Genomic DNA, 25,192 nt, shown 5'->3' with positions numbered 1-25,192 from the left:
TCCGTCACCTGCCGAGAATCGTGGTCGTCTGGGTGGGAGTGGTTTCCGGTACGGGGGACGTGCTGGGGGCCGGGGTGGACGCGATGACCTCCGGCGGGAGCAGCACGAGCGGCATCTGTACGGCGGACTGCTCGGCGGCGGCCGAGGGGACGCCGTTCACGGTGCCGTTCGGGTTCAGGAAGGCGGGGTCGCCGCCGGGGACCATGCCGAGTTCGCGGGCGCGGCGCTGGAGGGCCTCCGGGGCGGAGTAGGAGTCGATGTCCCGCTGGAGCGCCTGTTCCTGGTCGGTGAGGTTCTTGGTGTCCTTCTGGAGGTCGTCGAGCTTGAACGAGCCTTCACTGACCGCGGAGTTCAGCACCAGGAGCCCGATCAGGCCACCGCCGAGGAGGAGCACGACGAGGAGCACGAAGGGGGTGCGGGCCGCCTGTCCGCGGCTCGCCGGTCCCGGGAAGAGCCGCGCGAGACGAGCGGCCCGCCCCTTCAGTTCGGGTTTCCTACTCACAGGGCCTCCAGTGAGTCCGGTTTCCCAACGCACTCACTCCCCAGTCCATTTGAAAAGCGAACTCACTCGGCGTCCTCCCTGATGCGCTGGGCCCCGCGCAGCCGCGCCGGTGCCGCCCGCCGGTTCTCGGCGACCTCTTCCTCGGTGGGAAGTTCGGCACCGCGCGTGAGCAGCTTGAGCCGGGGCTGGTAGCGCTCGGGCACGACCGGCAGGCCGGGCGGCGCGGTGTTCGCGGCACCGGCCGCGAACACCTGCTTGACCAGGCGGTCCTCGAGCGAGTGGTACGACAGGACGGCGATCCGTCCGCCCACGTCGAGTGCCTTCACCGCGGCCGGGATCGCCTGCTCCAGGACGGAGAGCTCGCCGTTGACCTCGATGCGCAGGGCCTGGAAGGTGCGCTTGGCCGGGTTGCCGCCGGTGCGCTTGGCGGCCTGTGGCAGCGCGTCCCGGATGAGCTCGACGAGCCGCGCGCTGTTGCTGAACGGCTCCTTCTCGCGCTCGCGCACGACCGCGCCCACGATCCGCTTGGCCTGCTTCTCCTCGCCGTACGCCCTCAGAATCCGGACGAGTTCGCCCGCCGGGTAGGTGTTGAGGACCTCGGCGGCGCTCATGCCGGTCGTCTGGTCCATGCGCATGTCGAGCGGGGCGTCCTGGGCGTAGGCGAAGCCGCGGTCGGCCTCGTCGAGCTGCATGGAGGAGACGCCGAGGTCGAACAGGACGCCCTGCACGCGCGCGATGCCGAGCCTTTCCAGTACGTCCGGCAGCTCGTCGTAGACGGCGTGCACCAGGGTGGCCCGCTCGCCGAAGGACGCGAGCCGCTCACCGGACAGGCGCAGCGCCTCCTTGTCGCGGTCGAGGGCGATGAGGCGGGCCTCGGGGAACTGCGTCAGCAGGGCCTCGCTGTGGCCGCCGAGGCCGAGGGTGCAGTCGACGACCACCGCTCCCGGCCGCTGCAGGGCGGGGGCCAACAGGTCCAGGCACCGCTGGAGCATCACCGGGACGTGTCGACTCTGGCTCAAGGGGCCCTCTCAGGTCCGGCGTGGCCGCACGCACCGCCGGGTCCCCGCCCGCTCGTGAAGGGGAGGTCTGCCGGCGCCAAGAGCGTCAGCCGACCGGGAGCGGGAGGAGGCCGAGCCGTACGTACGCGCCGCGCACGTGGGGAGACCGTCCGTGCGCGAGCCGGGGCCTCCGGGAATTCAGTCCAGCAGGGAGAGCCTCGCCTCCCGCTTCGCGTCACTTTAGTCCACGGTGTCTCGCGGTCAATCAACCGGCCTGCGCGTCGCGGTCCGGAGTGAGTGCGTAGCGGCAAATCCGGGAAAATCACCCGTACGGCTCTACCACCGCCACCCATGTGGGTTACCTCACAAGAGGACTGTGATGACGCTCTTCTCCCGCTCTCACACCGAGACCGGACCGCATGTGACCAGTACCGTCGTAGGTATGACGACTTCCGCATCCATTCCCACCGACTCCGAAGGCGCCATACGCGGCGGCACCGTCACCGACCGCCTCGTTGAGGCGAACGGACGGTACGCCGCCGCGTTCACCGACCCCGGGATGGACGCCCACCCCGTCCTGCACGTCGCCGTCGTGGCCTGCATGGACGCCCGCCTCGACCTGCACGCCGCGCTCGGCCTGGAGCTCGGCGACTGCCACACCATCCGCAACGCCGGTGGCGTGGTCACCGACGACGTCATCCGCTCGCTCACCATCAGCCAGCGCAAGCTCGGCACCCGCAGCATCGTCCTCATCCACCACACCGGCTGCGGCCTGGAGGCCATCACCGAGGACTTCCGCACCGACCTGGAGATGGAGGTCGGCCAGCGCCCCGCCTGGGCGGTGGAGTCCTTCCGGGACGTCGACCAGGACGTACGGCAGTCCATGCAGCGGGTGCGCACCTCGCCGTTCCTCCTCCACACCGACAACGTGCGAGGCTTCGTCTTCGACGTGAAGACGGGTCTGCTGCGCGAGATCGACCCCGCGTGACCGTCCCCGGCCCTTCTTGTTTTTCGCAAAACCCGCGCATGCTGGAGCCCAAGCGTCGTAAAACCCGACATATCGCAGCCAGTTGTCCACAGTCGAGTGACACGAATCGGTAACGGCAGCAAGAATGCGGGTGTGACGTCGCGCGGAACTATTCACGCGTGGTGTCCGTGTTTCGGGGTGGGCCGGTCCGCATCGCAGAGCGCGACGGCCCGGAGAAAGAACGGGCCGAGGAGGGCCGGGTGACGACCTATGACGATCGAGCGAGCCTTACAGATCTGACTGCCACTGTGGAGCGGGTCCGCAGTTCGGTGGAAGGAGTGATCGAGGGCAAGCCCGAGGTCGTACGGCTTTCGCTGACCGTACTGCTCGCCGAGGGACATCTTCTGATCGAGGACGTTCCCGGTGTGGGCAAGACCATGCTGGCAAAGGCGCTGGCCAAGTCCATCGACTGTTCAGTGAGACGTATCCAGTTCACGCCGGACCTGCTGCCGTCGGACATCACAGGTGTGTCCATCTGGGACCAGCAGCGCCGGGACTTCGAGTTCAAACCGGGCGCGATCTTCGCGCAGATCGTGATCGGCGACGAGATCAACCGTGCCTCGCCGAAGACGCAGTCCGCGCTCCTGGAGTCGATGGAGGAGCGCCAGGTCACCATCGACGGGCAGACGTACGAGCTGCCCAGCCCCTTCATGGTGGTGGCCACGCAGAACCCGGTCGAGATGGAGGGCACCTACCCGCTGCCCGAGGCCCAGCGCGACCGCTTCATGGCCCGGGTCTCCATCGGCTACCCCAGTGCGGACGCCGAGCTGCAGATGCTCGACATCCACGGCGGGGTGAACCCGCTGGACGACCTCCAGCCGGTGGCGCACGCGCACGACATCGTGAAGCTGGTCGAGGCCGTCCGCGGCGTCCACGTAGCCGAAACGGTCCGGCGGTACGCGGTGGACCTGGTCGCCGCCACGCGCAACCACCCCGACCTCAGACTCGGCGCCTCCCCGCGCGCGACGCTGCACCTGCTGCGCGCGGCGAAGGCGTCCGCCGCCCTGAGCGGCCGGGAGTACGCCCTGCCGGACGACATCCAGGCGCTTGCCGTCGCCGTCCTGGCCCACCGCCTGCTGCCCACCGCCCAGGCCCAGCTCAACCGCCGCACGGCGGAGCAGGTCGTACAGGAGATCCTGCAGCGCACCCCGGTGCCCGCGGCGCCCCAGCAGCAGACCGGCTTCGGCAGCCTGGGCCACGGCGGCCACGGCACTCCGGCCTACGGCCAGCAGCCGCCGCGGAGGCTGTGATGACCACCGCGGGGACAGGGCACGCGGACGCCGACCGGGGCGAGAAGGGCGGCATCCGCACAGCCCTGGCCGGCCTGACCACCCGCGGACGCTCCTTCCTGGCGGCCGGCATCGCGGCCGCCATCTGCGCCTACGTCCTGGGACAGAGCGACCTGCTGCGGGTCGGCCTGCTGCTCGCGGTGCTGCCCCTGGTCTGCGCGCTGTTCCTCTACCGCACGCGCTACCGGGTGGCCGGCAGCCGGCGCCTCTCCCCCGCGCGCGTGCCCGCCGGCAGCGAGGCCCGCGTCCATCTGCGGATGGACAACGTCTCGCGGCTGCCCACGGGCCTGCTGATGCTCCAGGACCGGGTGCCGTACGTGCTCGGCCCGCGCCCCCGCTTCGTACTGGACCGGGTCGAGCCGGGAGGCCGCCGCGAGGTGTCCTACCGGGTCCGCTCCGACCTGCGCGGCCGCTATCCGCTGGGGCCGCTGCAGCTGCGCCTGACCGACCCGTTCGGGATGTGCGAGCTGACCCGGTCCTTCTCGACGCACGACACCCTGACGGTGATCCCGCGCGTGGAGGCGCTGCCGCCGGTGCGGCTGACCGGCGAGGCGAAGGGGTACGGCGACGGGCGGCAGCGCTCGCTGGCGCTGGCCGGCGAGGACGACGTGATCCCGCGCGGCTACCGCTACGGCGACGACCTGCGCCGCGTCCACTGGCGCCTGACCGCGCGCTACGGCGAACTGATGGTGCGCCGCGAGGAGCAGCCCCAGCGCTCCCGCTGCACAGTCCTGCTCGACACCCGGGGTCTCGCCTTCGAGGGCGCGGGCCCGGACTCGGCCTTCGAGTGGGCCGTGTCGGGCACGGCGTCCGTCCTGGTGCACATGCTCGAACGAGGCTTTTCCGTACGGCTGTTGACGGACACGGGCAACTCGGTGCCCGGTGAAGGCGCCGACGGGTTCGCGGGCGCGAGCCAGGAGACAGCCGACTCGGCCGGGCTGATGATGGACACCCTCGCGGTGGTCGACCACTCGGACGGCACGGGCCTGTCCCGGGCGTACGACGTGCTGCGCGGCGGGAACGAAGGGCTGCTGGTGGCCTTCTTCGGCGACCTCGACGAGGAACAGGCCGCGGTGGTCGCCAAGATGCGGCAGCGCAGCGGCGGTGCGGTCGCCTTCCTGCTCGACAGCGACACCTGGGTGCGGGAACCGACCGATGTGCCCGGGCCGTTGGACCGGCGTGAGGAGCGGCTGCGGATGCTGCGGGAGGCGGGCTGGACGGCCCTGAGCGTGCCGCGCGGCGCTTCGCTGAACGAGCTGTGGCGGCAGGCGGACCGCGACCGAGCGGGACTCGCCGCGACAGGCGGGGCGAACGGTGAGGGGGCGTGGTCATGAGCGGGCGGGCACGACTGGCGCTGTGCGCGTGGGCGGCCACGCTGATGGCTTCCTGCGCCCTGCTGCCCCTGGTCTCCCCGGCCACGTGGATCCTGCAGGCGGCCGTCCTGCTGGGCGTTCAGACGGGCGTGGGCGCGGCGACCCGGCGGGTGCCGCTTGCGCGGCCGCTGACGGTGGCGGCGCAGGCGCTCGTCACGCTGATGCTGCTGACCCTGGTCTTCGCCCGGCAGCAGGCCCTGATCGGGATAGTTCCGGGCCCCGAGGCGTTCCGTCACTTCGGCGACCTGCTCCGGCAGGGCGGCGACGACATCGCGCGGTATGCGATCCCGGCGCCCCTGGAGTCCGACGGCATCCGCTTGATGCTCCTCGGCGGAGTGCTCATCATCGGCCTCGCGGTGGACACGCTGGCGGTGACCTTCCGCAGCTCGGCCCCGGCCGGACTGCCCCTGCTCGCGCTGTACTCCGTCGCCGCGGGACTGTCCGACGGCGGCGCCGACTGGCTGTGGTTCCTGGTCGCGGCGGCCGGCTATCTCATGCTGCTCCTGGCCGAGGGACGCGAGCGGCTCTCCCAGTGGGGCCGGGTCTTCGGCGGGGCGGGGCGCGCTCCGGGCGCGGAACCCGGCGCGGTGGCGCCGGTCCGCACCGGACGCCGTATCGGGATGGTCGCGCTGGGCGTCGCCCTCGTGGTGCCGGTGGCCCTGCCCGCGATGAACGGCGGCCTGCTGGACGCGGCCGGGACGGGTGTGGGCTCCGGGAGCGGCAGCGGCGGCACGATCTCCGCGGTCAATCCGCTGGTGTCGCTGCGCGACAGTCTCAACGTGGACGAGGACCGCCAGGTCCTGTCCCTGAAGACGAACAGCAACGACAGCTCGAACCTGTACCTGCGGATCGTGTCCCTGGACGACTTCGACGGCAGCACCTGGAAACCGTCCAAGCGGCACGTCACCGGCGTACCGGACAAGTTCCCGACCCCGAACGGCCTCGGTGCGGACGTCAAGCGGGCGGAGATCGAGACCCGCATCTCGGCCGCCGACTGGTACGCCCAGGACTGGCTGCCGATGCCCTATCCGCCCAGCGGCGTGAACATCGGTGGCAAGTGGCGCTACGAACCGGTCGGCATGACACTGGTCGGCGACCACGGCGAGACCACACGCGGGAAGACGTATCTGGTCAAGAGCCTCGACGTGCAGCCGACGGCTGAGCAGCTCGCCGACGCACCGGAGCCGCCCGCCTCCCTGAAGCGCGACTACACCAAGGTGCCGGACTCGGTGCCCGCGATCGTGGCCAAGACCGCCCGCAAGGTCACCGCGGGTTCGACCAGCCACTACGAGCAGGCGGTCAAGCTCCAGGACTACTTCGCCGTGAACGGCGGCTTCCAGTACAGCACCCAGGTGCAGGTCGGCAACGGCCCGCAGGCGATCGCCCGTTTCCTGAAGGACAAGGAGGGCTTCTGCGTCCACTTCTCCTTCGCGATGGCGGCGATGGCCCGCACCCTGGGCATACCGGCCCGGGTCGCGGTGGGCTTCGCGCCCGGTACGCCGCAGGCGAACGGCTCGGTGTCGGTGGGCCTGAAGGACGCGCACGCCTGGCCCGAGCTGTACTTCGAGGGCGTGGGCTGGACCCGCTTCGAGCCGACCCCGAACCGAGGCGTGGCGCCTTCGTACACGCAGTCGGACACGACGGGCAGCAATCTCCCCGACGTGTCGCGCCCCTCGCAGTCGGCGGGTTCGTCCACGTCGGCGGCGCCGTCGGCGAGCACGAGCTGCTCGGCGCAGGACAAGAAGCTCGAGGAATGCGCCGCCGCGCTCCCGCTGGACACGCCCAAGCCGGGTGCCGACGGTCTGCCCTGGTACAAGATCGCCGGATGGTCCCTCCTGGGCCTCCTCGCGGTCGCCGTACCGCTGTTGCCCATGCTGTGGCGCCTGCGACGGCGCTCGGTGCGGCTGGCATCGGCTCAGCACTCCGCGTCCGGCCTGGCGCTGACCCGGGGCGGCCGTAAGGGACGGGCAGCGGGCGAGGCGTCCACAGCCGACGTCGACGTGACGGCCCTGACCGTCGAGGCGGATGCGCAATATGCCGCGGAGGTGGCCGCAGGCCATGTCATGGCCGTCTGGCGCGAGCTCACCGACACCGCCTGGGACTACGGCATCCCGCCGGACGACGCGCTGACCCCGCGGAAGGCGGCGGCGCGCATCGTGCGGCTGGGACAGCTGGATCCGGCGACGGCCGAGTCGGTACACAGGGTGGCGAGTGCGGTGGAACAGGTGTTGTTCGCACCGCAGCCGCGGGCCGTGCCAGGCCTGGCGGACGATGTGCGCACGCTGCGGGCGGCACTGCGGTCCAGCGTCAACTGGACGACCCGGATACGGGCGGTCGTGGCACCTCGGTCGGCCATCCGTGCGGTGTGGGACGTCGTGGACCGCTGGACGGCCTTCAAGACCCGCGCGGCAGACCGCTGGTCGACGCTGGTGCGGCGGCCGGGGCAGCAGAGCGGCTGACGGCATCGCGCCGGTCGTCCGGAGAGCCGGTCTTCCGGGCGACGTGAGTTCCGGGCACAGGTGAGGGGGTGACCACCCGTCGGGTGGTCACCCCCTCACGAACGTCTGAGAGGCCTAGTGGCCCTGCTCGTCGCGACGGCGCTGCCAGCGCTGCTCGATGCGGTCCATCATGGAGCGCTTCTGCCGTCCCTGACGGCGCGCTTGCGGGGCGGCACCGGCGGCGGGCTGTTCACCCGGCTTGGGGGCCTTGCGCCAACCGGTCACGGCGAGTACCGCACAGCCCAGCATGACGAGGAAACCCACCACGCTGAGCCAGACCTGCTTGGCGACCATTCCAGCCATGAGGAGCGCGATACCCACGAGAAAGCCGGCGACCGCCTGGTAGACCCGTCGCCGGGTGTACGTACGCAGCCCGCTTCCCTCAAGCGCTGTCGCGAACTTGGGATCTTCGGCGTACAGCGCTCGCTCCATCTGCTCGAGCATGCGCTGCTCGTGCTCCGAGAGCGGCACGGAGTCCTCCTCATCGTGCAGTCGCCGGGGCGACCCGGGGGGTCCCTTCAGGATAGGCAGGGAATCGCCCCCGTGAAACCCGCCCCTCTGCGCCAATTGGCCAACCGAAATCCGCCATGGACGTTCCGGCTCGCTGAATCTTCCATTCCCCAGCGGCCGACCCGTCATGCCGGGTGGTCTCCCTCGATCATACGGCGCTGAGCGCCCGATCGGGGGGCCTGTGGCGTACTCCATGTGCGGCCAAGTCCCTGATCAGCGGCGCACCGCACGAGGCGGCTCAGGCCCCGGTGGTCTCCCGCGTCTCGCCGAGCACATGGAGCTGGGTGGCCACGGAGTGGAAGGCGGGGAGCTCGGCCGCCGCCTCCTCCAGCTTCAGCAGCGCCTCCACGGCGCCGGGCTCGGTGTCCACGAGGACGCCCGGGACGAGGTCGGCGAAGACCCGCACGCCGTGCACGGCGCCGACCCTGAGACCCGCTCCCTCGACCAGCCCGGTGAGCTGCTCGGCGGTGAAGCGGCGCGGCACGGGGTCGCCGTCGCCCCAGCGGCCGTTCGGGTCGCCGAGGGCCTGCCTCGCCTCCTTGAAGTGGCCGGCGAGGGCACGTGCGAGCACGGCGCCGCCGAGGCCCGCGGCGAGCAGGCTGACGACGCCCTCGGACCGCAGGGCGGCCACGGCGTTGCGTACGCCCTCGGCCGGGTCGTCGACGTACTCCAGGACGCCGTGGCACAGCACCACGTCGTAGCCGCCGCGCTCGACCACGTCGAAGAGGCCGTGGGCGTCGCCCTGGACGCCCTTCACGCGGTCGGCGACGCCGGCCTCGGCGGTACGGCGCTCCAGCGCGAACAGCGCGTTGGGGCTGGGGTCGACGACGGTGACCCGGTGGCCCAGGCGGGCGACGGGCACCGCGAAGTTGCCGCTGCCGCCCCCGGTGTCGAGGACGTCCAGCGACTCCCGCCCCGTGGCCTTGACCCGGCGTTCGAGGGCGTCCTGGAGGACCTCCCAGACCACGGCGGTACGGAGAGAGGCACGGGGGCGAGGGGGGTCGGCGCGCAGCGACGTCGTTCGAGGGTGGTGGTGGGAGACGGGCGGGCGCATCGGGTCCGACACGGCAGTTGACTCCTCGGCGCGGCACCGCCCCTTGCACGGCGGAGCGAACGGGGTGCCTCCCCGGCCGGCACGCGGGAGGGAAGGCTTCAGGCGCCCTCCACCCTATGGCCTCCGGTGCCCTACCTGGTCACTGCGGTGACGTGCCCCACCGAACGTCTCGTACGGCGGACGCACTCACCCCGCATCCGGAAAGTCACGGTCTCTCTCCGCGTCGGGCTGTGGGTGGTCGGCGTCCTGGCGCGGCTGGGGGAGGACCGGCTGGAGGACGAGCATCCGCTCGACGAGGCGCAGGAACATCGCCACGTCACGTATCAGGTCGTCGGCGTCCCGGCGACTGGCCGCGCCCTGGATGCCCGCCTCGGCCCGGGCGCGGCGCCGGGCCCCGGAGGCGAACAGCGCGCTCCACTCGGTCAGTTCGGGCGCGATTTCGGGGAGCACTTCCCAAGCGCTCCTGATGCGGGCCCGGCGTCGGGACGACGGCTCCGGGCGCCCTCGCGCGGCGAGCACGGCGGCGGCCGTGCGCAGGGCGGCGAGGTGGGCGGTGGCATAGCGCTCGTTGGACGTTTCGAGGACGGCTGCCTCGTCCAGTCCGGCGCGGGCCTGGGCGAGCAGGTCGAGGGCGGCGGGCGGGGCCGTGGTCCGGCGGAGCACCGGGTGGACGTCGCTCGCCGGGCCGGTCAGTGAGGGGGCAGGGCCGGTGGCACGGCGCCGGCGGGCGGCTGCTGCGTGGTAGGTGGCCATGACGAACCTCCTGTCGTCTGCGTGACGGCATGCCCCGATACGGGCTGCCGTATGTGCCCATCGTGCGGTATGCCACTGACAATCCGTTCTGACCTGCACTTTTGCTTCGATCGAAAGTTCGGGATAGTTTTTGCACTGACCAGTCAGTTCAAATTCAGGGGATGGGGGGAACCGTGCCCGGAACCGGTGTCACGGCCCACGGCCTCGGACTCAGGGGCCCTCGCGGCTGGGCCTTCCGCGACGTCACGTTCGACGCGGAGCCCGGCTCGCTGATCGCGATCGAGGGACCGTCCGGGTCCGGCCGTACTTGCCTGCTGCTAGCGCTCACGGGGCGGATGAAGCCCACCGAGGGAACGGCCGCGGTGGGCGAGGGGAAGCTGCCCAAGCAGCTGGCGGCCGTGCGCCGGGTCAGCGGGCTCGCGCACGTCGCCGGAGTCACCGACCTCGAACCGGCTCTGACCGTCGGCGAGCATCTGCACGAACGGGCGCTGCTGCAGCGGCGGTTCGGCGATTCGCTGCGCGGGCTGCTGCGGCCGCGGGCCGAGCGCGTGACGGAGGCGAAGCTGCGTATCGACACCGCGCTGGCCACCGCCGGGCTGGACCGGGAGACGCTGCCCAAGGGCTCCCGGACCGCCGTACGCGATCTCGAGCGGCTGGAGGCGCTGCGGCTGTCCATCGCGCTCGCCCTGCTCGGCCGCCCCCGGCTGCTCGGCGTCGACGACACCGACCTGAAGCTCTCGGATGCCGAACGGGACGAGGTCTGGGCGCTGTTGAGGTCGATCGCCGCGGCCGGGACGACCGTCGTGGCGGTCTGCAGCGAGGCTCCGCAGGACACCGTCGCCGTAGCCACGACACGGAAGGAGAAGGCCGATGCGCTCGCCGAAACTGGCCGCCCTTGAGCTGAGGCGCTTCGGCAGGGGCAGGCTTCCGCGGGCGGCCCTGGTGGCGCTCCTGGTGCTGCCGCTGCTGTACGGCGCCCTGTACCTGTGGTCGTTCTGGGACCCGTACGGCCGTCTGGACCGCATCCCCGTGGCGCTCGTCAACGACGACAAGGGGGCGACGGCCGACGGGAAGAAGCTCGCGGCGGGCGACTCCATCGCCGAGGGACTACGGAAGAGCGACACCTTCGACTGGCAGGAGGTGAGCGCCGACGAGGCACGCGCGGGCGTGGAGGACGGCACGTACTACCTGTCGCTCACCATGCCGGCCGACTTCAGCAAGCGGATCGCGTCCAGTGCGGGCGACTCCCCCGAGACGGGCGCCCTTCAGGTGCGCACGAACGACGCGAACAACTACATCGTCGGGCAGATCTCGCGGACGGTGTTCAGCGAGGTGCGCCAGGCCGCGTCCACGAAGACGTCGCGGTCCTTCCTGGACAGGATCTTCATCTCGTTCTCCGACATCCACGGCGCGACGGTGAAGGCCGCGAAGGGAGCCGACAAGCTCAACGGCGGCATCGGGAAGGCCGAGAAGGGCTCGAAGGACCTCGCCGACGGGCTGAAGGACGCCAAGGACGGCAGCGGCAAGCTGTCCAAGGGCCTGAAGAAGCTCAACACGGGCGCGGGCGACCTGGAGGACGGCTCGAAGCAGGTCGCGGCGGGCACACAGACGCTCGCCGACAAGGTCAACGGGGTCGACAAGAAGGTGGGCCCGTTCCTGAAGGACAACGAGAAGACCATCGGGGACACCGCCCAGCTGGTCGCCGACTCCTCGAAGGCGATCCGGGCCAACCTCGACACCCTGGTCAAGACGGCGCCGGTCGCCGCCAAGGGCGCTCACGCGGCCTCCGACACGCTGGACGGCGTCTACCAGGCGCGGTGCGAGGACGCCGTACTGCCGGACCCGGCCTGCTCCGACCTGAAGAAGGCGAAGAACGCGGCCGACGACGTGGCGACGATCGCCGACGACGTCAACACGCTGATCGGCGACCAGGACGGCGACCTGAAGAAGCTCGACAAGAACCTCGCCACCCTTCAGGACCAGGCCCAGGCGCTCGCCGACCGGGCGCCGCACCTGTCCGAGGACCTCGACGACGCCGTCACCAAGATCAACAAGCTGAACGAGGGTGCAGGAAAGGTCGCCTCGGGGGCGAAGAAGCTGCACAAGGGCCTCGGTTCGGCCAAGAGCGGCGCGGGAGACCTGGACGAGGGCGTCGGCAAGCTCAAGACGGGCGCCTACGACCTCAAGGACGGCATGTACAAGCTCGTCGACGGCTCCGGGAAGCTCGCGGGCGGGCTGCACGACGGGGCCGGCCAGATCCCCGACTACGACAAGAAGGACCGCGACGAACGCACCCAGGTGATGGCCGACCCGGTCCGGCTCGTCTCCAAGGACCTGCACAAGGCGCCAAACTACGGCACCGGGTTCGCCCCGTACTTCATCCCGCTGTCCCTGTGGGTGGGCGCGATGGTGGCGTACATGCTGATACCGCCGATGAACCGGCGCGCGCTCGCCACGGGCGCCCCGGCATGGCGGATCGCGCTGGCGGGCTGGCTCCCGGTGGTGGCGATCGGCGTCCTGCAGACGGTGTCCCTGATGTCGGTGCTGCACTGGGCGATCGGCCTGCAGATGGCGCGGGCGGCCGGCACGGTCGGCTTCCTGTTCCTGGTGACGGCCTGCTTCGGGGCGATCGTGCAGTGGCTGAACGCGCGCTTCGGAGCGGCGGGCCGGATCCTCGTCCTCGCCCTGCTGATGCTCCAGTTGACGTCCGCGGGCGGCACCTACCCCGTGCAGACCAGTCCGGGCTTCTTCAACGCGATCCACCCCTTCCTGCCGATGAGCTACGTCGTGGAAGCTCTGCGGAGGCTCATCACGGGCGGCGGGCTCGGACCGGTGTGGCACGCGTGTGTGGTGCTCGTCGCGTTCACCGCGGGCGCGCTCGCGCTCACCGCGCTGTCGGCCCGCCGCCGGCAGGTGTGGACGCTGGACCGGCTGCACCCGGAGCTGACCCTGTGAGCCCTGCGGTGACATCTCGAGGTCCGGCTCCTGTGACAATCAGGACCATGGAAAGCAGCAGCGCCACGTCGGGCGGCAGCACGCGCCGCGAGGCCACCCGGCAGAAGCTCTACGAGGCAGCCGTCACGCTCATCGCCGAGCAGGGCTTCTCCGCCACCACGGTGGACGAGATCGCCGAGCGGGCCGGGGTCGCGAAGGGCACGGTCTACTACAACTTCGCGAGCAAGTCCGTCCTCTTCGAGGAGCTGCTGCGGCACGGCGTCGGACTCCTCACGGCCTCCCTGCGGGAGGCGGCCGAGCGGACGGCCAGGGACGGCGGCAGCAAGGTGGACGCCCTGGACGCGATGATCCGGGCCGGTCTCGTCTTCATCGACCGCTATCCGGCTTTCACGCAGCTGTACGTGGCCGAGCTGTGGCGCACCAACAGGGCCTGGCAGTCCACGCTGATGGTGGTCAGGCAGCAGGCGGTGGCGGTCGTCGAGGGCGTGCTGCGCGAGGGCGTGGCGGGCGGAGAGTTCAGCGACGAGATCGATGTGCCGCTGACCGCGTCGGCGCTGGTCGGCATGGTCCTGGTGGCCGCCCTGGACTGGCAGTCCTTCCAGCCGGAGCGCTCCCTGGACGACGTCCACGCGGCACTGTCCCGGCTGCTCCAGGGGCGCGTGAGCGGCCGGGGCTGAGGCCGGCAGCCGCACGCACACCACGGCACACACCAAAGCGCCGGTCCGATCTGGCCGCGTCCCCCGCGGGCCACCTCGAACCGGCGCTTTCCCGTGCTCCCCCGTACTCCCCCGATTTCCCCCGTTGGGCCCCCGTTCGGTCCTTTCTCCGGGTTCCCCCGTGCCTCGCTCCCGCCGACAACCGCCGGCGGAAGGAGCGGATCCAGGGCCGCTCCGTTCCGACGCCCCGTGTCGCCGGTACCGGAGCCGTGCCCCTTTTCCGTGACACCACTCTCTCGTTCACGCAGGTCGCGCCCCATCCGCGCGCGTACTCAACTCACCCCCTAGGTACGGATACTCAGTCCTGCGCACTCACCCCCAGAACGCTCCGTTGACGACTGGTCACGATCGCCTCCGTGTCCGTACTCCCTCCGGCCGGGGGCCTGGGGGTTTGTCCCCCGGAAAGCACGGCACCGGCGGCTCGCCGCGCAGGACGGACGGCCACCGCCCCGGCCCGCCCGCGGGCCTGGTTGTCAGTGGCGGTCGATAAAGTCGCAGGCATGGGACGGATTGCGGTGATCGGCGCCGGGATGGGCGCGATGGCGGCCGCCGCCCGGCTGGCCGTCGCGGGCCACCGGGTCGCGGTGTACGAACGTGCCGAGACGTACGGCGGGGCGGTGCGCCGTTTCGAGCGGGACGGGTTCGGGTTCGACACCGGTCCCGGTCTGCTGACGCTGCCCGCGGTCTGGCGCGACCTGTTCATCAAGACCGGGAAGGAGCCGCTGGAGGCGTGCGTCGAGCTGGTCCAGGTCGACCCGTCCGCACGGCACGTCTTCGCGGACGGCACCGAGGTCGCGGTGCCCAACGCCTCGCGCGCGGGTGTCGTCGCCGCCCTGGACGAGGCGCTCGGGGCGGGCGCGGGCGGACGCTGGGGCGACTTCCTGGTGCGGGCCCGCGAGGCCTGGGACCGCACCCGCCGACCGCTGCTGGAGGAGCCCCTGTGGCCCGACTGGCAGGTCCTGGCGGACCGTGAGCCGTATCCGGCGGTCCCGCACAAGCGGCTGCTGCGCACCCGCCGCGCCGCCACGCTCGCCGAGGTCGGCGCCTGGGAGCTGCGCGATCCGCGGCTCGCGGTGCTCCTGGAGAGCCACGCCCTCGCATACGGCCTCGACCCGCGCGTGACTCCTGCGAGCGCGGCCGTGCTGCCGTACATGGAGCACGCCTTCGGGAGCTGGTATGTCCGGGGCGGCGTACGGGAGTTGGCGCGCGCGGTGTACGAGCGGTGCGTGGCCCGCAGGGTCGAGTTCCACTTCGGCGCCGAGGTGACGGGGGTGCTGGAGAAGAACGGCCGAGCGGCCGGTTTGGAACTGGCCGACGGGCAGGTGACAGAGGCGGACCACGTGGTCGCCGGAGTGCATCCCGTACGCCTGCGCGGCCTGACGGAGCGCCTGCTCGACGACGAGGGCGACGTACGGCCCGACCCGGCCCCCCGCCCCGGGCGGTTCACCGTGCTGCTGGCCCTGCGCGGGCCGCGGGAGGCAGGTGCGGTGCATCGCACGGTCGTGCACGCACCCGACCGCACGGCCGAGTTGGACTCTCTGGCTTCCCGACCGGCCGAGCCCGTGCGGCCCACGGTGACCGTGCTGCGGCCGGACGACCCGGCTCTGCGACCGGACGAGGAGCACGAGTCCGTGGTCCTGTCCGCGGTGGTGCCGACGGAGACGGACCGGCATCTGCCCGAGAGGAGCGAACGCCTCGCCGACCTGCTGGTCACCGCCGCCGAGGCCGCGATACCGGGCCTGCGGGAGCGGGTTCTGTGGCGGGAGGTGCGGACGCCGGACCAGGGCGAGGAGGAGACGGGCGCCGGCTTCGGTGGCGTGTCCGCTCCCTCACTGGCCGCTGGGGAAGGGCGTTTCCTGCACCCGGCGAACACCACCCGGTTCCCGGGGTTGTACCGGGTGGGCGGCTGGTCGCACCCCGGCGGGGGCCTGCCCCATGCCGGCATGTCGGGCGCGCTGGTGGCCGGACTGATCGTGGAGGGGCCGGAGTTCAGGGGCTCTCAGTGAGCGCCCCGCGCTGAAGGGTCCTCAGAAGCGGTACTGCTCGTCGTACCCGTTCCCCTGCGGCTGCCCCTGGCCGTTGCCGTTGTCCTGGTAGGGGTAGGGCTGCTCCGGCGGGAGTTCGCCGCCGTAGGCCTCGTCGGTGCGCTGCTGCGGGACCCACACCCCGCCGGACGGGGTCTCGCCGCCGTAGGTGCCGGTGGCGTACTGGTCCTGGCCGTAGCCCTGCTGGGTGTACTGACCGTAGTTGGCGTCGTAGCCGCCGCCATAGGTCTGGGTGCCGATGTACGGGTCGGAGTAGGCGGCGTACTGCTGCTGACCGGTGGTGTCGTAGCCGTACTGCTGCTGGTCGTACCCGGAGTAGTCGTAGGCGTAGGCCTGGTCGGCGCCCTGGGCTGCCGTTGCGTACTGGTCCTGTGCGGCTTGGCCCGCGTTCGCGTACGACGGGTCGCTCGCGGCCGCGTACGCGTTGTCGCTGTATATGCCGTACGAACCGGTGTCGTCGGGCAGAGGCTGCGGCTCGTACACCGCGGTGGACTCGGCGGCCGTGGGCTCGACGGATCGGGCGGGCGCGAAGACGTCGTCGCGGTCGTACTCGTCGTCGTAGGACGCGTTCGCGCGGTTGTAGGCGCCCTGGTCGCCGTATCCGCTCTCGCCCGGCTCGAGGTCGGAGACCTCCAGAGTCGGGTCCTGGTGGTCCGGCTCGCCGCGGCGGCGCTTGCTGATACCGCCGACGCCCGACCGGCTGACCGCCCAGCCGGAGGCGAAGCCGCGGCGGAACGACAGCGTGACGTAGGTCTGGCCGACCGCGAACGCGGCCGCGCCCAGACCGATGACGATCACGGAGGGGATCAGTACCCCGAGCACGACGCCGAGGAAGCCGGCGAAGGCCAGCAGACGCCAGCGCAGGCGCGCCTTGTACTGCAGCAGCACCTCACCTAGCAGCCACAACGCCACGATTCCGAACGCGATGTAGAGGACCGTCCAGCCCATGTACGCCCCTCTCCCAGTCGCCGCTACGCAGTGTGTCGTATACCCGTGCGGCCGGTCTAGGCCTGCGGCGGGTGGTGCAGGCCCAGGTTCTCGTAGATTTCCAGCGTCGCCGTGGAGTTGTTGAGCGTGATGAAGTGCAGTCCGGGCACTCCTTCGGCCAGCAACCTCGCGCAGAACTCCGTGGCGAATTCAATGCCAATGGAGCGTACAGCGGCCGGATCGTCTTTTGCTGTGAGGATTCGCTCTTTCAGGACGGAGGGGATCGCCGCGTTGCTGAGCTGCGGCAACCGCTCCAGCATCTTCACGCTGGTCACCGGCATGACCTCGGGGATGACGGGGGTCTCACAGCCGGCCGCGGCGACTCGGTCACGCAGCCGCAGATAGGACTCCGGCTGGAAGAACATCTGCGTGATCGCGTAGTCGGCGCCGGCCCGGCACTTGTCGACGAAGTGGGTGACGTCCGTGTCCCAGCTGTCGGAGCGCGGGTGCATCTCCGGGAAGGCCGCGACGCCTACGCAGAAGTCGCCCGATTCCTTGATGAGTCGGACGAGTTCGGCGGCGTAGGTCAGTCCCGTCGGGTGCGGCACCCAGTCGCCCATGGGGTCGCCGGGCGGATCGCCGCGCACGGCGAGCATGTTGCGGATCCCTGCGTCCGCGTACTGGCCGATGATGTTGCGCAGCTCGGCGAGGGAGTGGTTGACCGCGGTGAGGTGGGCGACCGGGGTCAGGGTGGTGTCGGCGGCGATCTGCTCGGTCGCCTTCACCGTGCCCGCGCGCGTGGAGCCGCCCGCGCCGTACGTCACGGAGACGAAGCTGGGGGCCACGGCCTCGACCCTGCGCAGCGCGTTCCAGAGGTTCCGCTCGCCCTTCTCCGTCTTGGGGGCCCAGAACTCGAACGAGTACGTCGTCTTGCCGGACGCGAGCATGTCGCGCACGGTGCGTGCGTGGTCAGTCCTGGTGGATGCGGTTCCGAGGGCCATACCCGCAGGTTAGCCAGGGGGCGGCAGTCCCCCAACCGGATGCGGGACATTTGCCGGATTTGTCGATTAGTTGTCCACCCATCGGACACCCCCGTCGGACGACGAGACCGGGCCCGGACTCCGCTAGGCGCTCCGCAGTCGCTTCGCGAACTCCGTCGCCGCCTCGCCCGGGTCGTCCGCCTCCGTGATCGCGCGGACGACCACCACCCGGCGGGCTCCGGCCTCGAGCACCTCGTCGAGGTTGCCCAGGTCGATGCCGCCGATGGCGAACCAGGGGCGGTCGGTGGCGAGGGCGGTGGTGTACCGGACCAGGTCGAGGCCGGGGGCGTGGCGGCCGGGCTTGGTGGGGGTCGGCCAGCACGGGCCGGTGCAGAAGTAGTCGACGCCCTCCTGGACGGCGGCCGCGGCCACCTCCGACTCGGCGTGCGTGGAGCGGCCCATGAGGACGTCGTCCCCGAGGATCGCGCGGGCCGCGGGCACCGGGAGGTCGCCCTGCCCGAGGTGGAGTACGTCGGCGCCGGCGGCGTGCGCGACGTCGGCTCGGTCGTTGACGGCGAGGAGCTTGCCGTGGCGGGCGCAGGCGTCGGCGAAGACCTTCAGGTGCTCCAGCTCCTCGGCGGCCTCCATGCCCTTGTCGCGCAGCTGCACTATGTCGACACCGCTCGCCAGGACCGCGTCCAGGAACTCGGGCAGATCGCCCTGTCGTCTGCGGGCGTCCGTGCAGAGGTAGACGCGGGCGTCGGCGAGCCGGGCTCGTGCGGTGGCGGCGGTGTCGGGCATGCGGATGTTCCCCCCGTGGTCGGTGGCGTACGGGCTGCGGCCCGCAGTGAACCACGGCCGTGGCCTGTGCGGACCCCGGCCCGTACGCCGGACGGTGTTCGGTTCAGCCGGGTCGGATCAGACGGCGAGCGCCTGGGCCCGGCGCTTCACCTCCGTGCCGCGATTCTCGCTGAGGGCCTGTGCGGGGGTACCGGGCAGGCTCTCGTCGGGGGTGAAGAGCCACTCGAGCATCTCTTCGTCGGAGAAGCCGTCGTCCCGCAGGAGCGTCAGGGTCCCGGACAGGCCCTTGACGACCTTCTGCTCGGCCCCGTCGATGAAGGCGGCGGGGACGTGCAGCGCGCGGTTCTCACCACGGCGTACGGCAATGAGCTGGCCCTCCTTGACCAGCTGCCGCACACGCGTCACCTCGACATCGAGCATCTCTGCGATGTCGGGGAGGGTGAGCCAGGCGGGGACGAGAGCATCGATCTTTGCGTCAATCTCGGTCACGGAATCAAGCCTGCCATCCCGCACTGACAGTCGGAAGCCAGGACCGCCCGACCTGCGGCTTTTCATTACGCCATGCCGCCTGTGGACGCCGTGGCCGCCTTCGGACGCCCGGATCTACGCCGTGGCCCCCTTCAAAGGCCTCGTCGGATCCGCCAGCAGCTCCGGGTCCATCGGCGTGCCCGCCTCGATCAGCCGCCTGCCCTGCGCCAGGTCCCTCGGCCTGCCCACCGCCAGCAGTCCGACCAGGCGGCCGTCGCGCAGCCAGCAGACGGACCAGGAGGGGCCCGACGGGTCGCCGCGCCACAGGGTCGTGTCGGCGGAGGCGTGGTGGCCGGCGTACTGGACGAAACGGCCGAACTGCTCGGACCAGAAGTACGGGACCGGGTCGTAGACGGCCAGGGGCTCGCCGGTGGCCTCGCCGATGATGTTGGTGGCCACCGTGCGCGGACCCTGGAGGGCGTTGTCCCAGTGGTGGACGAGCAGGCGCTCGCCATACCGTCCCGAGGGGAAGGAGGCGCAGTCGCCGACGGCGTAGACGTCGGGTGCCGAGGTGCGCAGGTGGGCGTCGGCCACGACCTCGCGGTGCGCGCCGAGCTCGATGCCGGCGCCGGTCAGCCAGGCCGTGGCGGGGCGCGCGCCGATCCCGACCACGACGGCGCCCGCGGGCAGCCGCGAGCCGTCGTCGAGGACGACCTCGCCCGGCTCGATGCGCTCCACGCGTGCGTGCGTACGCAGCGCGGCACCGGAGTCGGCGTACCAGGCGGCCATCGGCGCGGCCACCTCGGCGGGCAGTGCGCCCGCGAGCGGCCGGTCCGCTGCCTCGACGACCGTCACCGCGCAGCCCGCCTCGCGCGCCGCCGTGGCGAACTCCGCGCCGATCCAGCCCGCGCCGACGACCACGATGTCGTGCTGCCGGGCGAGCACGGGCCGCAGCCGCTCGGCGTCGTCCAGGGTGCGCAGCAGATGCACGCCGGGCACGCCCTCCGCGCCGGGCAGCCGGATCGGCTCGGCTCCGGTGGCGAGGACCAGGACGTCGTAGGGGACGGGCCCGGCCTCGGTGTCCAGCTCGTGCTCGCCGGGGCGCACGCCCAGCACCTCGCGCCCCAGCTGCAGTTCGATGCCGAGCGCCTCGAAGTCGACGTCGAAGGCGGAGCCCTCTGACTTGCCGAGCAGGACCGCCTTGGACAGCGGCGGCCGGTCGTACGGCTGGTGGGGCTCGGCGCCGATCAGCGTCACGGTGCCGGTGAAACCCTGCTCCCGCAGGGCGACCGCGGTCTGCACGCCGGCCATGCCTGCGCCCACGACGACCACGCGCCGCGGCTGCGACGTGCCCGATTCCCGCGTCTGCTCGCTCACCTGATCACCATAGACAACTGACAGATTGTCAGTCAGGACTCGTGCGCCGTGACATGCTGCACAACGGCCTGTTCAGACGTCGGCGACCTGTTCCACCACACTGGTCCCGCTGCCGGGCTGCGACTCCCACTCCCACGTCTCCTCGAGCCGCACCCGCCCGTCGGGCAACTCCGTCACCGTCGACACGCAGTGCCCCGAGGACGTCGTCCCGTCGTGCTTGAGCTGGACGTACCGGAAGTCCAGCCGGTCACCGGCCCGAGTACCCACCAGATGGCCGCGTACTACATCGCCGCCCGCGTACTCGGCCCAGATCTCGCCGTCCTTCTCGTGGTACGTGAACCGGGTGCGCGTACCCACCTGACCTGGGGCCTGGTCGGCGAGGGGCGCGAGGACGAGGCCGTCCAGCGAGCGGGGCATGGCGGGAGGCTCCCTTACAGAGGCGCGGAGCGGCGGGCTAGGGTGGCCAACGTACAAGCACTCGCGGGAGCCCGGACGCACCGGGCTGAGAGGGAGGCTGGCGGCCTCCGACCGTACGAACCTGATCCGGGTCATGCCGGCGAAGGGAGGGGTTGGACGCCCATGTCGTCACGTACGTCAGACGTCCTCGTCATCGGGGGCGGAATCATCGGCCTGGTCACGGCTTGGCGGGCCGCGCAGCGCGGGTTGGCCACGGCCGTCGTGGACCCGGAGCCGGGCGGCGGGGCCGCCCAGGTGGCCGCCGGGATGCTGGCCGCGGTCACGGAGCTGCACTACGGCGAGCAGACGCTGCTCGGCCTGAACCTCGCCTCGGCCCGCCGCTATCCGGACTTCGCGGCCGAGCTCACCGACCTCACCGGTCACGACCTCGGCTACCGCCAGTGCGGCACACTCGCCGTCGCCCTGGACGCCGACGACCGCGCCCATCTGCGCGAACTGCACGCCCTGCAGCGGCAGTCGGGCCTGGAGTCCGAGTGGCTGTCCGGGCGCGACTGCCGGCGCCTGGAGCCGATGCTCGCGCCGGGCGTGCGCGGCGGGCTCCGGGTGGACGGCGACCACCAGATCGACCCGCGGCGGCTGGCACGCGCGCTGGTGGCCGCGTGCGAGCGGGCCGGGGTGGTCTTCCACCGGGTGTGGGCCGAGCGCCTGCGCGTCGTACGGGACCGGGCCGCCGGCGTCACGACCGCGGACGGCACCGAGCTGAGCGCCGCCCAGGTCGTGCTGGCCGCCGGCAGCCTCAGCGGGCGGCTCGCGGGCGTGCCGGACGAGGTACTGCCGCCCGTGCGGCCGGTGAAGGGGCAGGTGCTGCGGCTGACCGTGCCGAAGCGCTACGCGCCGTTCCTGAGCCGCACCGTGCGCGCCGTCGTCCGCGGCAGCCAGGTCTACCTGGTGCCGCGGGAGAACGGCGAGCTGGTGATCGGCGCGACCAGCGAGGAGCTGGGCTGGGACACGACGGTGACCGCGGGCGGGGTGTACGAGCTGCTGCGCGACGCGCACGAGCTGGTCCCCGGGATCACGGAACTGCCGCTGACGGAGACGCGCGCGGGGCTGCGTCCCGGCTCCCCCGACAACGCGCCGCTGCTCGGCCCCACGGAACTCCCCGGACTCCTGCTGGCCACCGGCCACTACCGCAACGGCGTGCTGCTCACGCCGGTCACCGGCGACGCGCTGGCGCAGGTCCTGGCCACCGGTGAACTCCCGGACGAGGCGCGCCCGTTCACCCCCAGGCGTTTCGCTCTCCTGGAGCAGCCCGCATGAACATCTCCGTCAACGGAGAGTCACGGGAGTTCGCTCCCGGAACGGCTCTCGACACCGTCGTGCGCACGCTGACCCCGGCCCCTGCCGGAGTCGCCGCCGCCCTGAACGAAACCGTCGTCCCGCGCGCGCAGTGGCCGTCGACCTCCCTCTCCGAGGGGGACCGCGTCGAGGTCCTCACCGCCGTCCAAGGAGGCTGACCCATGGCCGACGACCCCTTTGTCATCGGCGGTACGTCCTTCACGTCCCGCCTGATCATGGGCACCGGCGGTGCCCCCAGCCTGGAGGTGCTGGAGCGGGCGCTGGTGGCGTCCGGCACGGAGCTGACGACGGTCGCGATGCGGCGCGTGAACCCCTCGGTGCACGGCTCGGTGCTGTCCGTCCTGGACAAGCTCGGCATCCAGGTGCTGCCGAACACAGCGGGCTGCTTCACCGCCGGGGAGGCCGTCCTCACCGCCCGCCTCGCGCGCGAGGCGCTCGGCACCGAACTGATCAAACTTGAGGTCATCGCCGACGAGCGCACCCTGCTGCCCGACCCGATCGAGCTGCTGGACGCTGCCGAGACCCTGGTCGACGACGGCTTCACTGTGCTGCCGTACACGAACGACGATCCCGTTCTCGCCCGGAAGCTGGAGGACGTCGGCTGTGCGGCGATCATGCCGCTCGGTTCGCCGATCGGCTCCGGGCTCGGGATCCGCAACCCGCACAACTTCCAGCTGATCACCGAGCACGCGCGTGTGCCGGTGATCCTGGACGCGGGCGCCGGTACGGCGTCGGACGCGGCGCTCGCGATGGAGCTGGGATGCGCGGGTGTGATGCTGGCCTCGGCCGTGACGCGGGCGCAGGAGCCGCAGCTGATGGCCGAGGCCATGAAGCACGCGGTGGAGGCGGGGCGGCTGGCGCGGCTCGCGGGGCGGATTCCGCGGCGGCATTTCGCGGCGGCGTCCTCTCCGGCGGAGGGGCTGGCGCGACTGGATCCGGAGCGGCCCGCGTTCTGAACGGGCGTTCGATACTGGCCGGAATTCGGTGCGATGTCCGTCACAGCTCGGCTGCAGTCCCGCCCCGATCCGGCGTGATCCGGCAGCCCTGTCAGTCACGGCTCGTACACTCACCTGCGTGGATACGACCCTTCAGGACCCTCTGGTCGGGCAGGTGCTCGACGGGCGCTATCACGTGGAAGCGCGGATCGCGGTCGGCGGGATGGCCACGGTCTACCGGGCCCTGGACACCCGCCTCGACCGGGTGCTCGCGCTCAAGGTGATGCACCCCTCGCTCGCGGCCGACGGCACCTTCGTCGAGCGCTTCATCCGGGAGGCGAAGTCGGTCGCCCGGCTGGCGCACCCGAACGTGGTGCAGGTCTTCGACCAGGGCACCGACGGGTCGTACGTGTATCTCGCCATGGAGTACGTCGCCGGGTGCACCCTGCGCGACGTGCTGCGCGAGCGCGGGGCGCTGCAGCCGCGCGCCGCCCTGGACATCCTGGAGCCGGTGCTCGCCGCGCTCGGTGCCGCGCACCGTGCCGGGTTCGTGCACCGGGACATGAAGCCGGAGAACGTGCTGATAGGAGACGACGGCCGGGTCAAGGTCGCCGACTTCGGGCTCGTCCGGTCCGTGGACACGGTCACCAACACGACCGGCACCGTCCTCGGCACGGTCTCGTACCTCGCACCGGAGCAGATCGAGCACGGCACCGCCGACCCCCGGGTCGACGTGTACGCGTGCGGTGTCGTCCTGTACGAGATGCTCACCGGCAGCCGGCCGCACGAAGGGGACTCCCCGGCCACCGTCCTGTACAAGCACATCCACGAGGACGTCCCGCCGCCGTCGGCCGCCGTCCCGGGGCTGGCGTACGAGCTGGACGAGCTGGTCGCGGTGGCCACGGCCCGCAACCCCGGCCGGCGCCCCCAGGACGCGGTCGCGCTGCTCGCGCACACGCGCGACGTGCGCGCCGGGCTCGGCGTGGAGCAGCTGGACGCCATGCCACCGCAGGCGCTCGCCGCGGACCACCGGAACATCTCCGAGGACCGTACGAGCGTGATCCCGCGCGCGCTGACCGTGCAGCGCCCGTTGCCGGTGAACGAGGACGAGGGCCGGCAGGACCTGCACCACACGAGCGTGCTGGAGACTCCCCCTCCCCTGGCCCCGCGCCGCCGCGGCGCGCGCAGTCGGCGCGGTCCGCTCGCGATCGTCGTCGCCGTGCTGCTGATCCTCGGGGTCGGCACGGGCGTCTGGTACATCAACTCCGGCCAGTTCACCAAGGTCCCGCTGGTACTGGCGAAGACCCAGGCACAGGCCCGGAAGCAGCTGAGCGAGGCCGGACTGGACCTGGGGAAGGTCCGGCACGCCTACAGCGACACGGTGCAGCGGGGCACGGTCATCAGCTCGGACCCCGCTCCCGGCACCCGCATCCGCGACAACGCGTCGGTGGCGCTCACGGTCTCCGACGGCCCGGAGACCGTTCAGGTGCCCGACCTCGAGGGTCGGCCGCTGGCCGAGGCGAGGGCCCAGCTGAAGAAGGGCGGGCTCGAACCGGGCATGGTCACCCGCGAGTTCAGCGACGACGTCCCCAAGGGCTCCGTGATCTCCACGGACCCGGAGTCGGGCACGAAGCGGCACGCGGGTGCGGCGATCGCCCTGGTCGTCAGCAAGGGCAGCCCGGTCGACGTCCCGGACGTCACCGGTGAGGACCTGACGGACGCGAAGGCCGACCTGGAGGACGCCGGCCTGACGGTGAAGGTCGCCTCCGAGCGGGTCAACTCGGAGTACGACAAGGGCCAGGTCGCCGCGCAGACACCCGAGGGCGACAGCCAGGCCGCCGAGGGCGACACGGTGACGCTGACGCTGTCCAAGGGCCCCGAGATGATCGAGGTCCCGGACGTCACCGGCGACAGCGTCGACGACGCGAAGAAGGCACTGGAGGACGCCGGCTTCAAGGTCGACGAGGACCGCGGCCTGCTCGGCCTGTTCGGCGACACCGTCAAGGGCCAGTCCGTGAAGGGCGGGGAGACGGCGCCGAAGGGGTCGACGATCACGATCAAGATCCGGTGACAACCCCGTCTTCGATCACCGACAAGATCGCTTGACGCTCCGTTGGCCGCAAGGCCAACTGACCCTTGAACGCACGCTGTTGACCCCCTGCAAATCCCCAGGACAGGGCCGCTACTATGGCGGCTCGCAAGGCGGTCGGG

General features: G+C 71.6%; 23 protein-coding genes and 1 riboswitch. Of the genes, 12 read left to right on the top strand and 11 right to left on the bottom strand.

The features are described from left to right. Window positions 1-4: 4 nt before the first annotated feature. Together OG303_RS35825 and rsmH are read right to left on the bottom strand one after the other, a co-directional pair. Window positions 5-502, bottom strand: a complete 498-nt coding sequence (locus tag OG303_RS35825; RefSeq protein ID WP_405873691.1) for a septum formation initiator family protein — start codon at window positions 500-502, stop codon at window positions 5-7. Window positions 503-564: 62 nt separating this feature from the next. Continuing rightward, window positions 565-1,521, bottom strand: a complete 957-nt coding sequence (gene rsmH, locus OG303_RS35820; protein WP_405873690.1) for a 16S rRNA (cytosine(1402)-N(4))-methyltransferase RsmH — start codon at window positions 1,519-1,521, stop codon at window positions 565-567. Between the two features lie 358 nt (window positions 1,522-1,879). Between rsmH and OG303_RS35815 the strand changes: the two genes are divergently transcribed. From OG303_RS35815 to OG303_RS35800, 4 genes are all read left to right on the top strand, one after another. Continuing rightward, window positions 1,880-2,488 (top strand): beta-class carbonic anhydrase, encoded by a 609-nt coding sequence (locus tag OG303_RS35815; protein ID WP_405873688.1) that lies wholly within the window; start codon window positions 1,880-1,882, stop codon window positions 2,486-2,488. A 239-nt stretch (window positions 2,489-2,727) separates the two neighbouring features. Then, window positions 2,728-3,777 (top strand): AAA family ATPase, encoded by a 1,050-nt coding sequence (locus tag OG303_RS35810; protein ID WP_405873687.1) that lies wholly within the window; start codon window positions 2,728-2,730, stop codon window positions 3,775-3,777. Beyond that, window positions 3,777-5,150, top strand: coding sequence for a DUF58 domain-containing protein (locus OG303_RS35805; RefSeq protein ID WP_405873686.1), 1,374 nt, complete (start codon window positions 3,777-3,779; stop codon window positions 5,148-5,150). Before OG303_RS35810 ends, OG303_RS35805 begins: the two co-directional genes overlap by 1 nt. After that, window positions 5,147-7,648, top strand: a complete 2,502-nt coding sequence (locus OG303_RS35800; RefSeq protein WP_405873685.1) for a DUF3488 and DUF4129 domain-containing transglutaminase family protein — start codon at window positions 5,147-5,149, stop codon at window positions 7,646-7,648. The genes OG303_RS35805 and OG303_RS35800 overlap by 4 nt, the downstream gene beginning before the upstream one ends. Before the next feature lie 114 nt (window positions 7,649-7,762). Here the strand turns inward: OG303_RS35800 and OG303_RS35795 are convergent, their stop codons facing one another. From OG303_RS35795 to OG303_RS35785, 3 genes are all read right to left on the bottom strand, one after another. Next, a complete protein-coding gene (locus tag OG303_RS35795; protein WP_405873684.1) occupies window positions 7,763-8,158 on the bottom strand; it encodes a spore wall synthesis complex protein in 396 nt (131 codons plus the stop codon). Window positions 8,159-8,435: 277 nt separating this feature from the next. Then, the gene (locus OG303_RS35790) at window positions 8,436-9,263 is read right to left on the bottom strand and encodes a methyltransferase (RefSeq protein ID WP_405873682.1); all 828 of its coding nucleotides are present in this window, start codon (window positions 9,261-9,263) and stop codon (window positions 8,436-8,438) included. 174 nt (window positions 9,264-9,437) lie between these two features. Next, entirely contained in the window at window positions 9,438-10,004 is a 567-nt protein-coding gene (locus OG303_RS35785; RefSeq protein WP_405873681.1) for an SAV_6107 family HEPN domain-containing protein, read from the bottom strand. 161 nt (window positions 10,005-10,165) lie between these two features. Here OG303_RS35785 and OG303_RS35780 point away from each other — a divergent pair, with 161 nt between their 5' ends. The 4 genes from OG303_RS35780 to OG303_RS35765 all read left to right on the top strand — a co-directional run bounded on the left by OG303_RS35780 (window position 10,166) and on the right by OG303_RS35765 (window position 15,681). Continuing rightward, window positions 10,166-10,903 (top strand): ATP-binding cassette domain-containing protein, encoded by a 738-nt coding sequence (locus tag OG303_RS35780; protein ID WP_405873680.1) that lies wholly within the window; start codon window positions 10,166-10,168, stop codon window positions 10,901-10,903. Then, window positions 10,875-12,959 (top strand): YhgE/Pip family protein, encoded by a 2,085-nt coding sequence (locus OG303_RS35775; protein ID WP_405873679.1) that lies wholly within the window; start codon window positions 10,875-10,877, stop codon window positions 12,957-12,959. The genes OG303_RS35780 and OG303_RS35775 overlap by 29 nt, the downstream gene beginning before the upstream one ends. A gap of 47 nt (window positions 12,960-13,006) precedes the next feature. Further along, window positions 13,007-13,636 carry a TetR/AcrR family transcriptional regulator gene (locus OG303_RS35770; RefSeq protein WP_405873677.1) on the top strand — a complete coding sequence of 210 codons (630 nt, stop codon included), beginning with the start codon at window positions 13,007-13,009 and terminating at the stop codon, window positions 13,634-13,636. A 539-nt stretch (window positions 13,637-14,175) separates the two neighbouring features. After that, entirely contained in the window at window positions 14,176-15,681 is a 1,506-nt protein-coding gene (locus tag OG303_RS35765) for a phytoene desaturase family protein (protein ID WP_405873675.1), read from the top strand. 21 nt (window positions 15,682-15,702) lie between these two features. Here OG303_RS35765 and OG303_RS35760 read toward each other — a convergent pair whose 3' ends face one another. The 6 genes from OG303_RS35760 to OG303_RS35735 form a co-directional block, all read right to left on the bottom strand. Continuing rightward, window positions 15,703-16,668: a hypothetical protein gene (locus OG303_RS35760; protein ID WP_405873673.1), complete on the bottom strand. Its 966-nt coding sequence runs from the start codon at window positions 16,666-16,668 to the stop codon at window positions 15,703-15,705. A 56-nt stretch (window positions 16,669-16,724) separates the two neighbouring features. Beyond that, window positions 16,725-17,648 carry a methylenetetrahydrofolate reductase [NAD(P)H] gene (gene metF, locus OG303_RS35755; RefSeq protein WP_405873672.1) on the bottom strand — a complete coding sequence of 308 codons (924 nt, stop codon included), beginning with the start codon at window positions 17,646-17,648 and terminating at the stop codon, window positions 16,725-16,727. 123 nt (window positions 17,649-17,771) lie between these two features. Then, on the bottom strand, window positions 17,772-18,428 hold the full coding sequence (gene thiE / locus OG303_RS35750) for a thiamine phosphate synthase (protein ID WP_405873671.1): 657 nt from the start codon (window positions 18,426-18,428) through the stop codon (window positions 17,772-17,774). Between the two features lie 117 nt (window positions 18,429-18,545). Beyond that, complete coding sequence (locus OG303_RS35745) at window positions 18,546-18,917, bottom strand: Rv2175c family DNA-binding protein (RefSeq protein ID WP_405873670.1); 372 nt, start codon at window positions 18,915-18,917, stop codon at window positions 18,546-18,548. Window positions 18,918-19,031: 114 nt separating this feature from the next. Continuing rightward, entirely contained in the window at window positions 19,032-20,273 is a 1,242-nt protein-coding gene (locus OG303_RS35740) for an NAD(P)/FAD-dependent oxidoreductase (protein ID WP_405873669.1), read from the bottom strand. A 72-nt stretch (window positions 20,274-20,345) separates the two neighbouring features. After that, window positions 20,346-20,690 (bottom strand): hypothetical protein, encoded by a 345-nt coding sequence (locus OG303_RS35735; RefSeq protein ID WP_405873668.1) that lies wholly within the window; start codon window positions 20,688-20,690, stop codon window positions 20,346-20,348. 53 nt (window positions 20,691-20,743) lie between these two features. Then, a riboswitch (TPP riboswitch) is annotated at window positions 20,744-20,856 on the top strand. Between OG303_RS35735 and thiO the strand changes: the two genes are divergently transcribed. The 4 genes from thiO to pknB all read left to right on the top strand — a co-directional run bounded on the left by thiO (window position 20,853) and on the right by pknB (window position 25,052). Further along, window positions 20,853-22,007, top strand: coding sequence for a glycine oxidase ThiO (gene thiO / locus OG303_RS35730; protein WP_405873666.1), 1,155 nt, complete (start codon window positions 20,853-20,855; stop codon window positions 22,005-22,007). Its footprint overlaps the riboswitch before it by 4 nt. Then, the gene (gene thiS / locus OG303_RS35725) at window positions 22,004-22,204 is read left to right on the top strand and encodes a sulfur carrier protein ThiS (RefSeq protein WP_405873665.1); all 201 of its coding nucleotides are present in this window, start codon (window positions 22,004-22,006) and stop codon (window positions 22,202-22,204) included. The genes thiO and thiS overlap by 4 nt, the downstream gene beginning before the upstream one ends. Window positions 22,205-22,207: 3 nt before the next feature. Next, window positions 22,208-23,002, top strand: coding sequence for a thiazole synthase (locus OG303_RS35720; RefSeq protein WP_405873664.1), 795 nt, complete (start codon window positions 22,208-22,210; stop codon window positions 23,000-23,002). Between the two features lie 118 nt (window positions 23,003-23,120). Next, a complete protein-coding gene (gene pknB / locus OG303_RS35715) occupies window positions 23,121-25,052 on the top strand; it encodes a Stk1 family PASTA domain-containing Ser/Thr kinase (RefSeq protein WP_405873662.1) in 1,932 nt (643 codons plus the stop codon). The last annotated feature ends 140 nt before the right edge of the window (window positions 25,053-25,192 follow it).

Origin of the sequence: Streptomyces sp. NBC_00005 (genome assembly GCF_045160215.1) — a bacterium.
In the GTDB taxonomy this organism is placed as follows: domain Bacteria; phylum Actinomycetota; class Actinomycetes; order Streptomycetales; family Streptomycetaceae; genus Streptomyces.
The sequence above is the reverse complement of the archived record's forward strand: the minus strand, read 5'-3'. Positions and strand labels throughout refer to the sequence as shown.

What these genes read in the sequence shown, in the direction of transcription:
- OG303_RS35815 (WP_405873688.1), top strand. Translation starts at nt 1,880, where the DNA reads ATGACGCTCTTCTCCCGCTCTCACACCGAGACCGGACCGCATGTGACC.
- OG303_RS35805 (WP_405873686.1), top strand. Translation starts at nt 3,777, where the DNA reads ATGACCACCGCGGGGACAGGGCACGCGGACGCCGACCGGGGCGAGAAG.
- OG303_RS35800 (WP_405873685.1), top strand. Translation starts at nt 5,147, where the DNA reads ATGAGCGGGCGGGCACGACTGGCGCTGTGCGCGTGGGCGGCCACGCTG.
- OG303_RS35785 (WP_405873681.1), bottom strand. Translation starts at nt 10,004, where the DNA reads ATGGCCACCTACCACGCAGCAGCCGCCCGCCGGCGCCGTGCCACCGGC.
- OG303_RS35780 (WP_405873680.1), top strand. Translation starts at nt 10,166, where the DNA reads ATGGGGGGAACCGTGCCCGGAACCGGTGTCACGGCCCACGGCCTCGGA.
- OG303_RS35775 (WP_405873679.1), top strand. Translation starts at nt 10,875, where the DNA reads ATGCGCTCGCCGAAACTGGCCGCCCTTGAGCTGAGGCGCTTCGGCAGG.
- OG303_RS35770 (WP_405873677.1), top strand. Translation starts at nt 13,007, where the DNA reads ATGGAAAGCAGCAGCGCCACGTCGGGCGGCAGCACGCGCCGCGAGGCC.
- OG303_RS35765 (WP_405873675.1), top strand. Translation starts at nt 14,176, where the DNA reads ATGGGACGGATTGCGGTGATCGGCGCCGGGATGGGCGCGATGGCGGCC.
- OG303_RS35760 (WP_405873673.1), bottom strand. Translation starts at nt 16,668, where the DNA reads ATGGGCTGGACGGTCCTCTACATCGCGTTCGGAATCGTGGCGTTGTGG.
- metF (WP_405873672.1), bottom strand. Translation starts at nt 17,648, where the DNA reads ATGGCCCTCGGAACCGCATCCACCAGGACTGACCACGCACGCACCGTG.
- thiE (WP_405873671.1), bottom strand. Translation starts at nt 18,428, where the DNA reads ATGCCCGACACCGCCGCCACCGCACGAGCCCGGCTCGCCGACGCCCGC.
- OG303_RS35735 (WP_405873668.1), bottom strand. Translation starts at nt 20,690, where the DNA reads ATGCCCCGCTCGCTGGACGGCCTCGTCCTCGCGCCCCTCGCCGACCAG.
- thiO (WP_405873666.1), top strand. Translation starts at nt 20,853, where the DNA reads ATGTCGTCACGTACGTCAGACGTCCTCGTCATCGGGGGCGGAATCATC.
- thiS (WP_405873665.1), top strand. Translation starts at nt 22,004, where the DNA reads ATGAACATCTCCGTCAACGGAGAGTCACGGGAGTTCGCTCCCGGAACG.
- OG303_RS35720 (WP_405873664.1), top strand. Translation starts at nt 22,208, where the DNA reads ATGGCCGACGACCCCTTTGTCATCGGCGGTACGTCCTTCACGTCCCGC.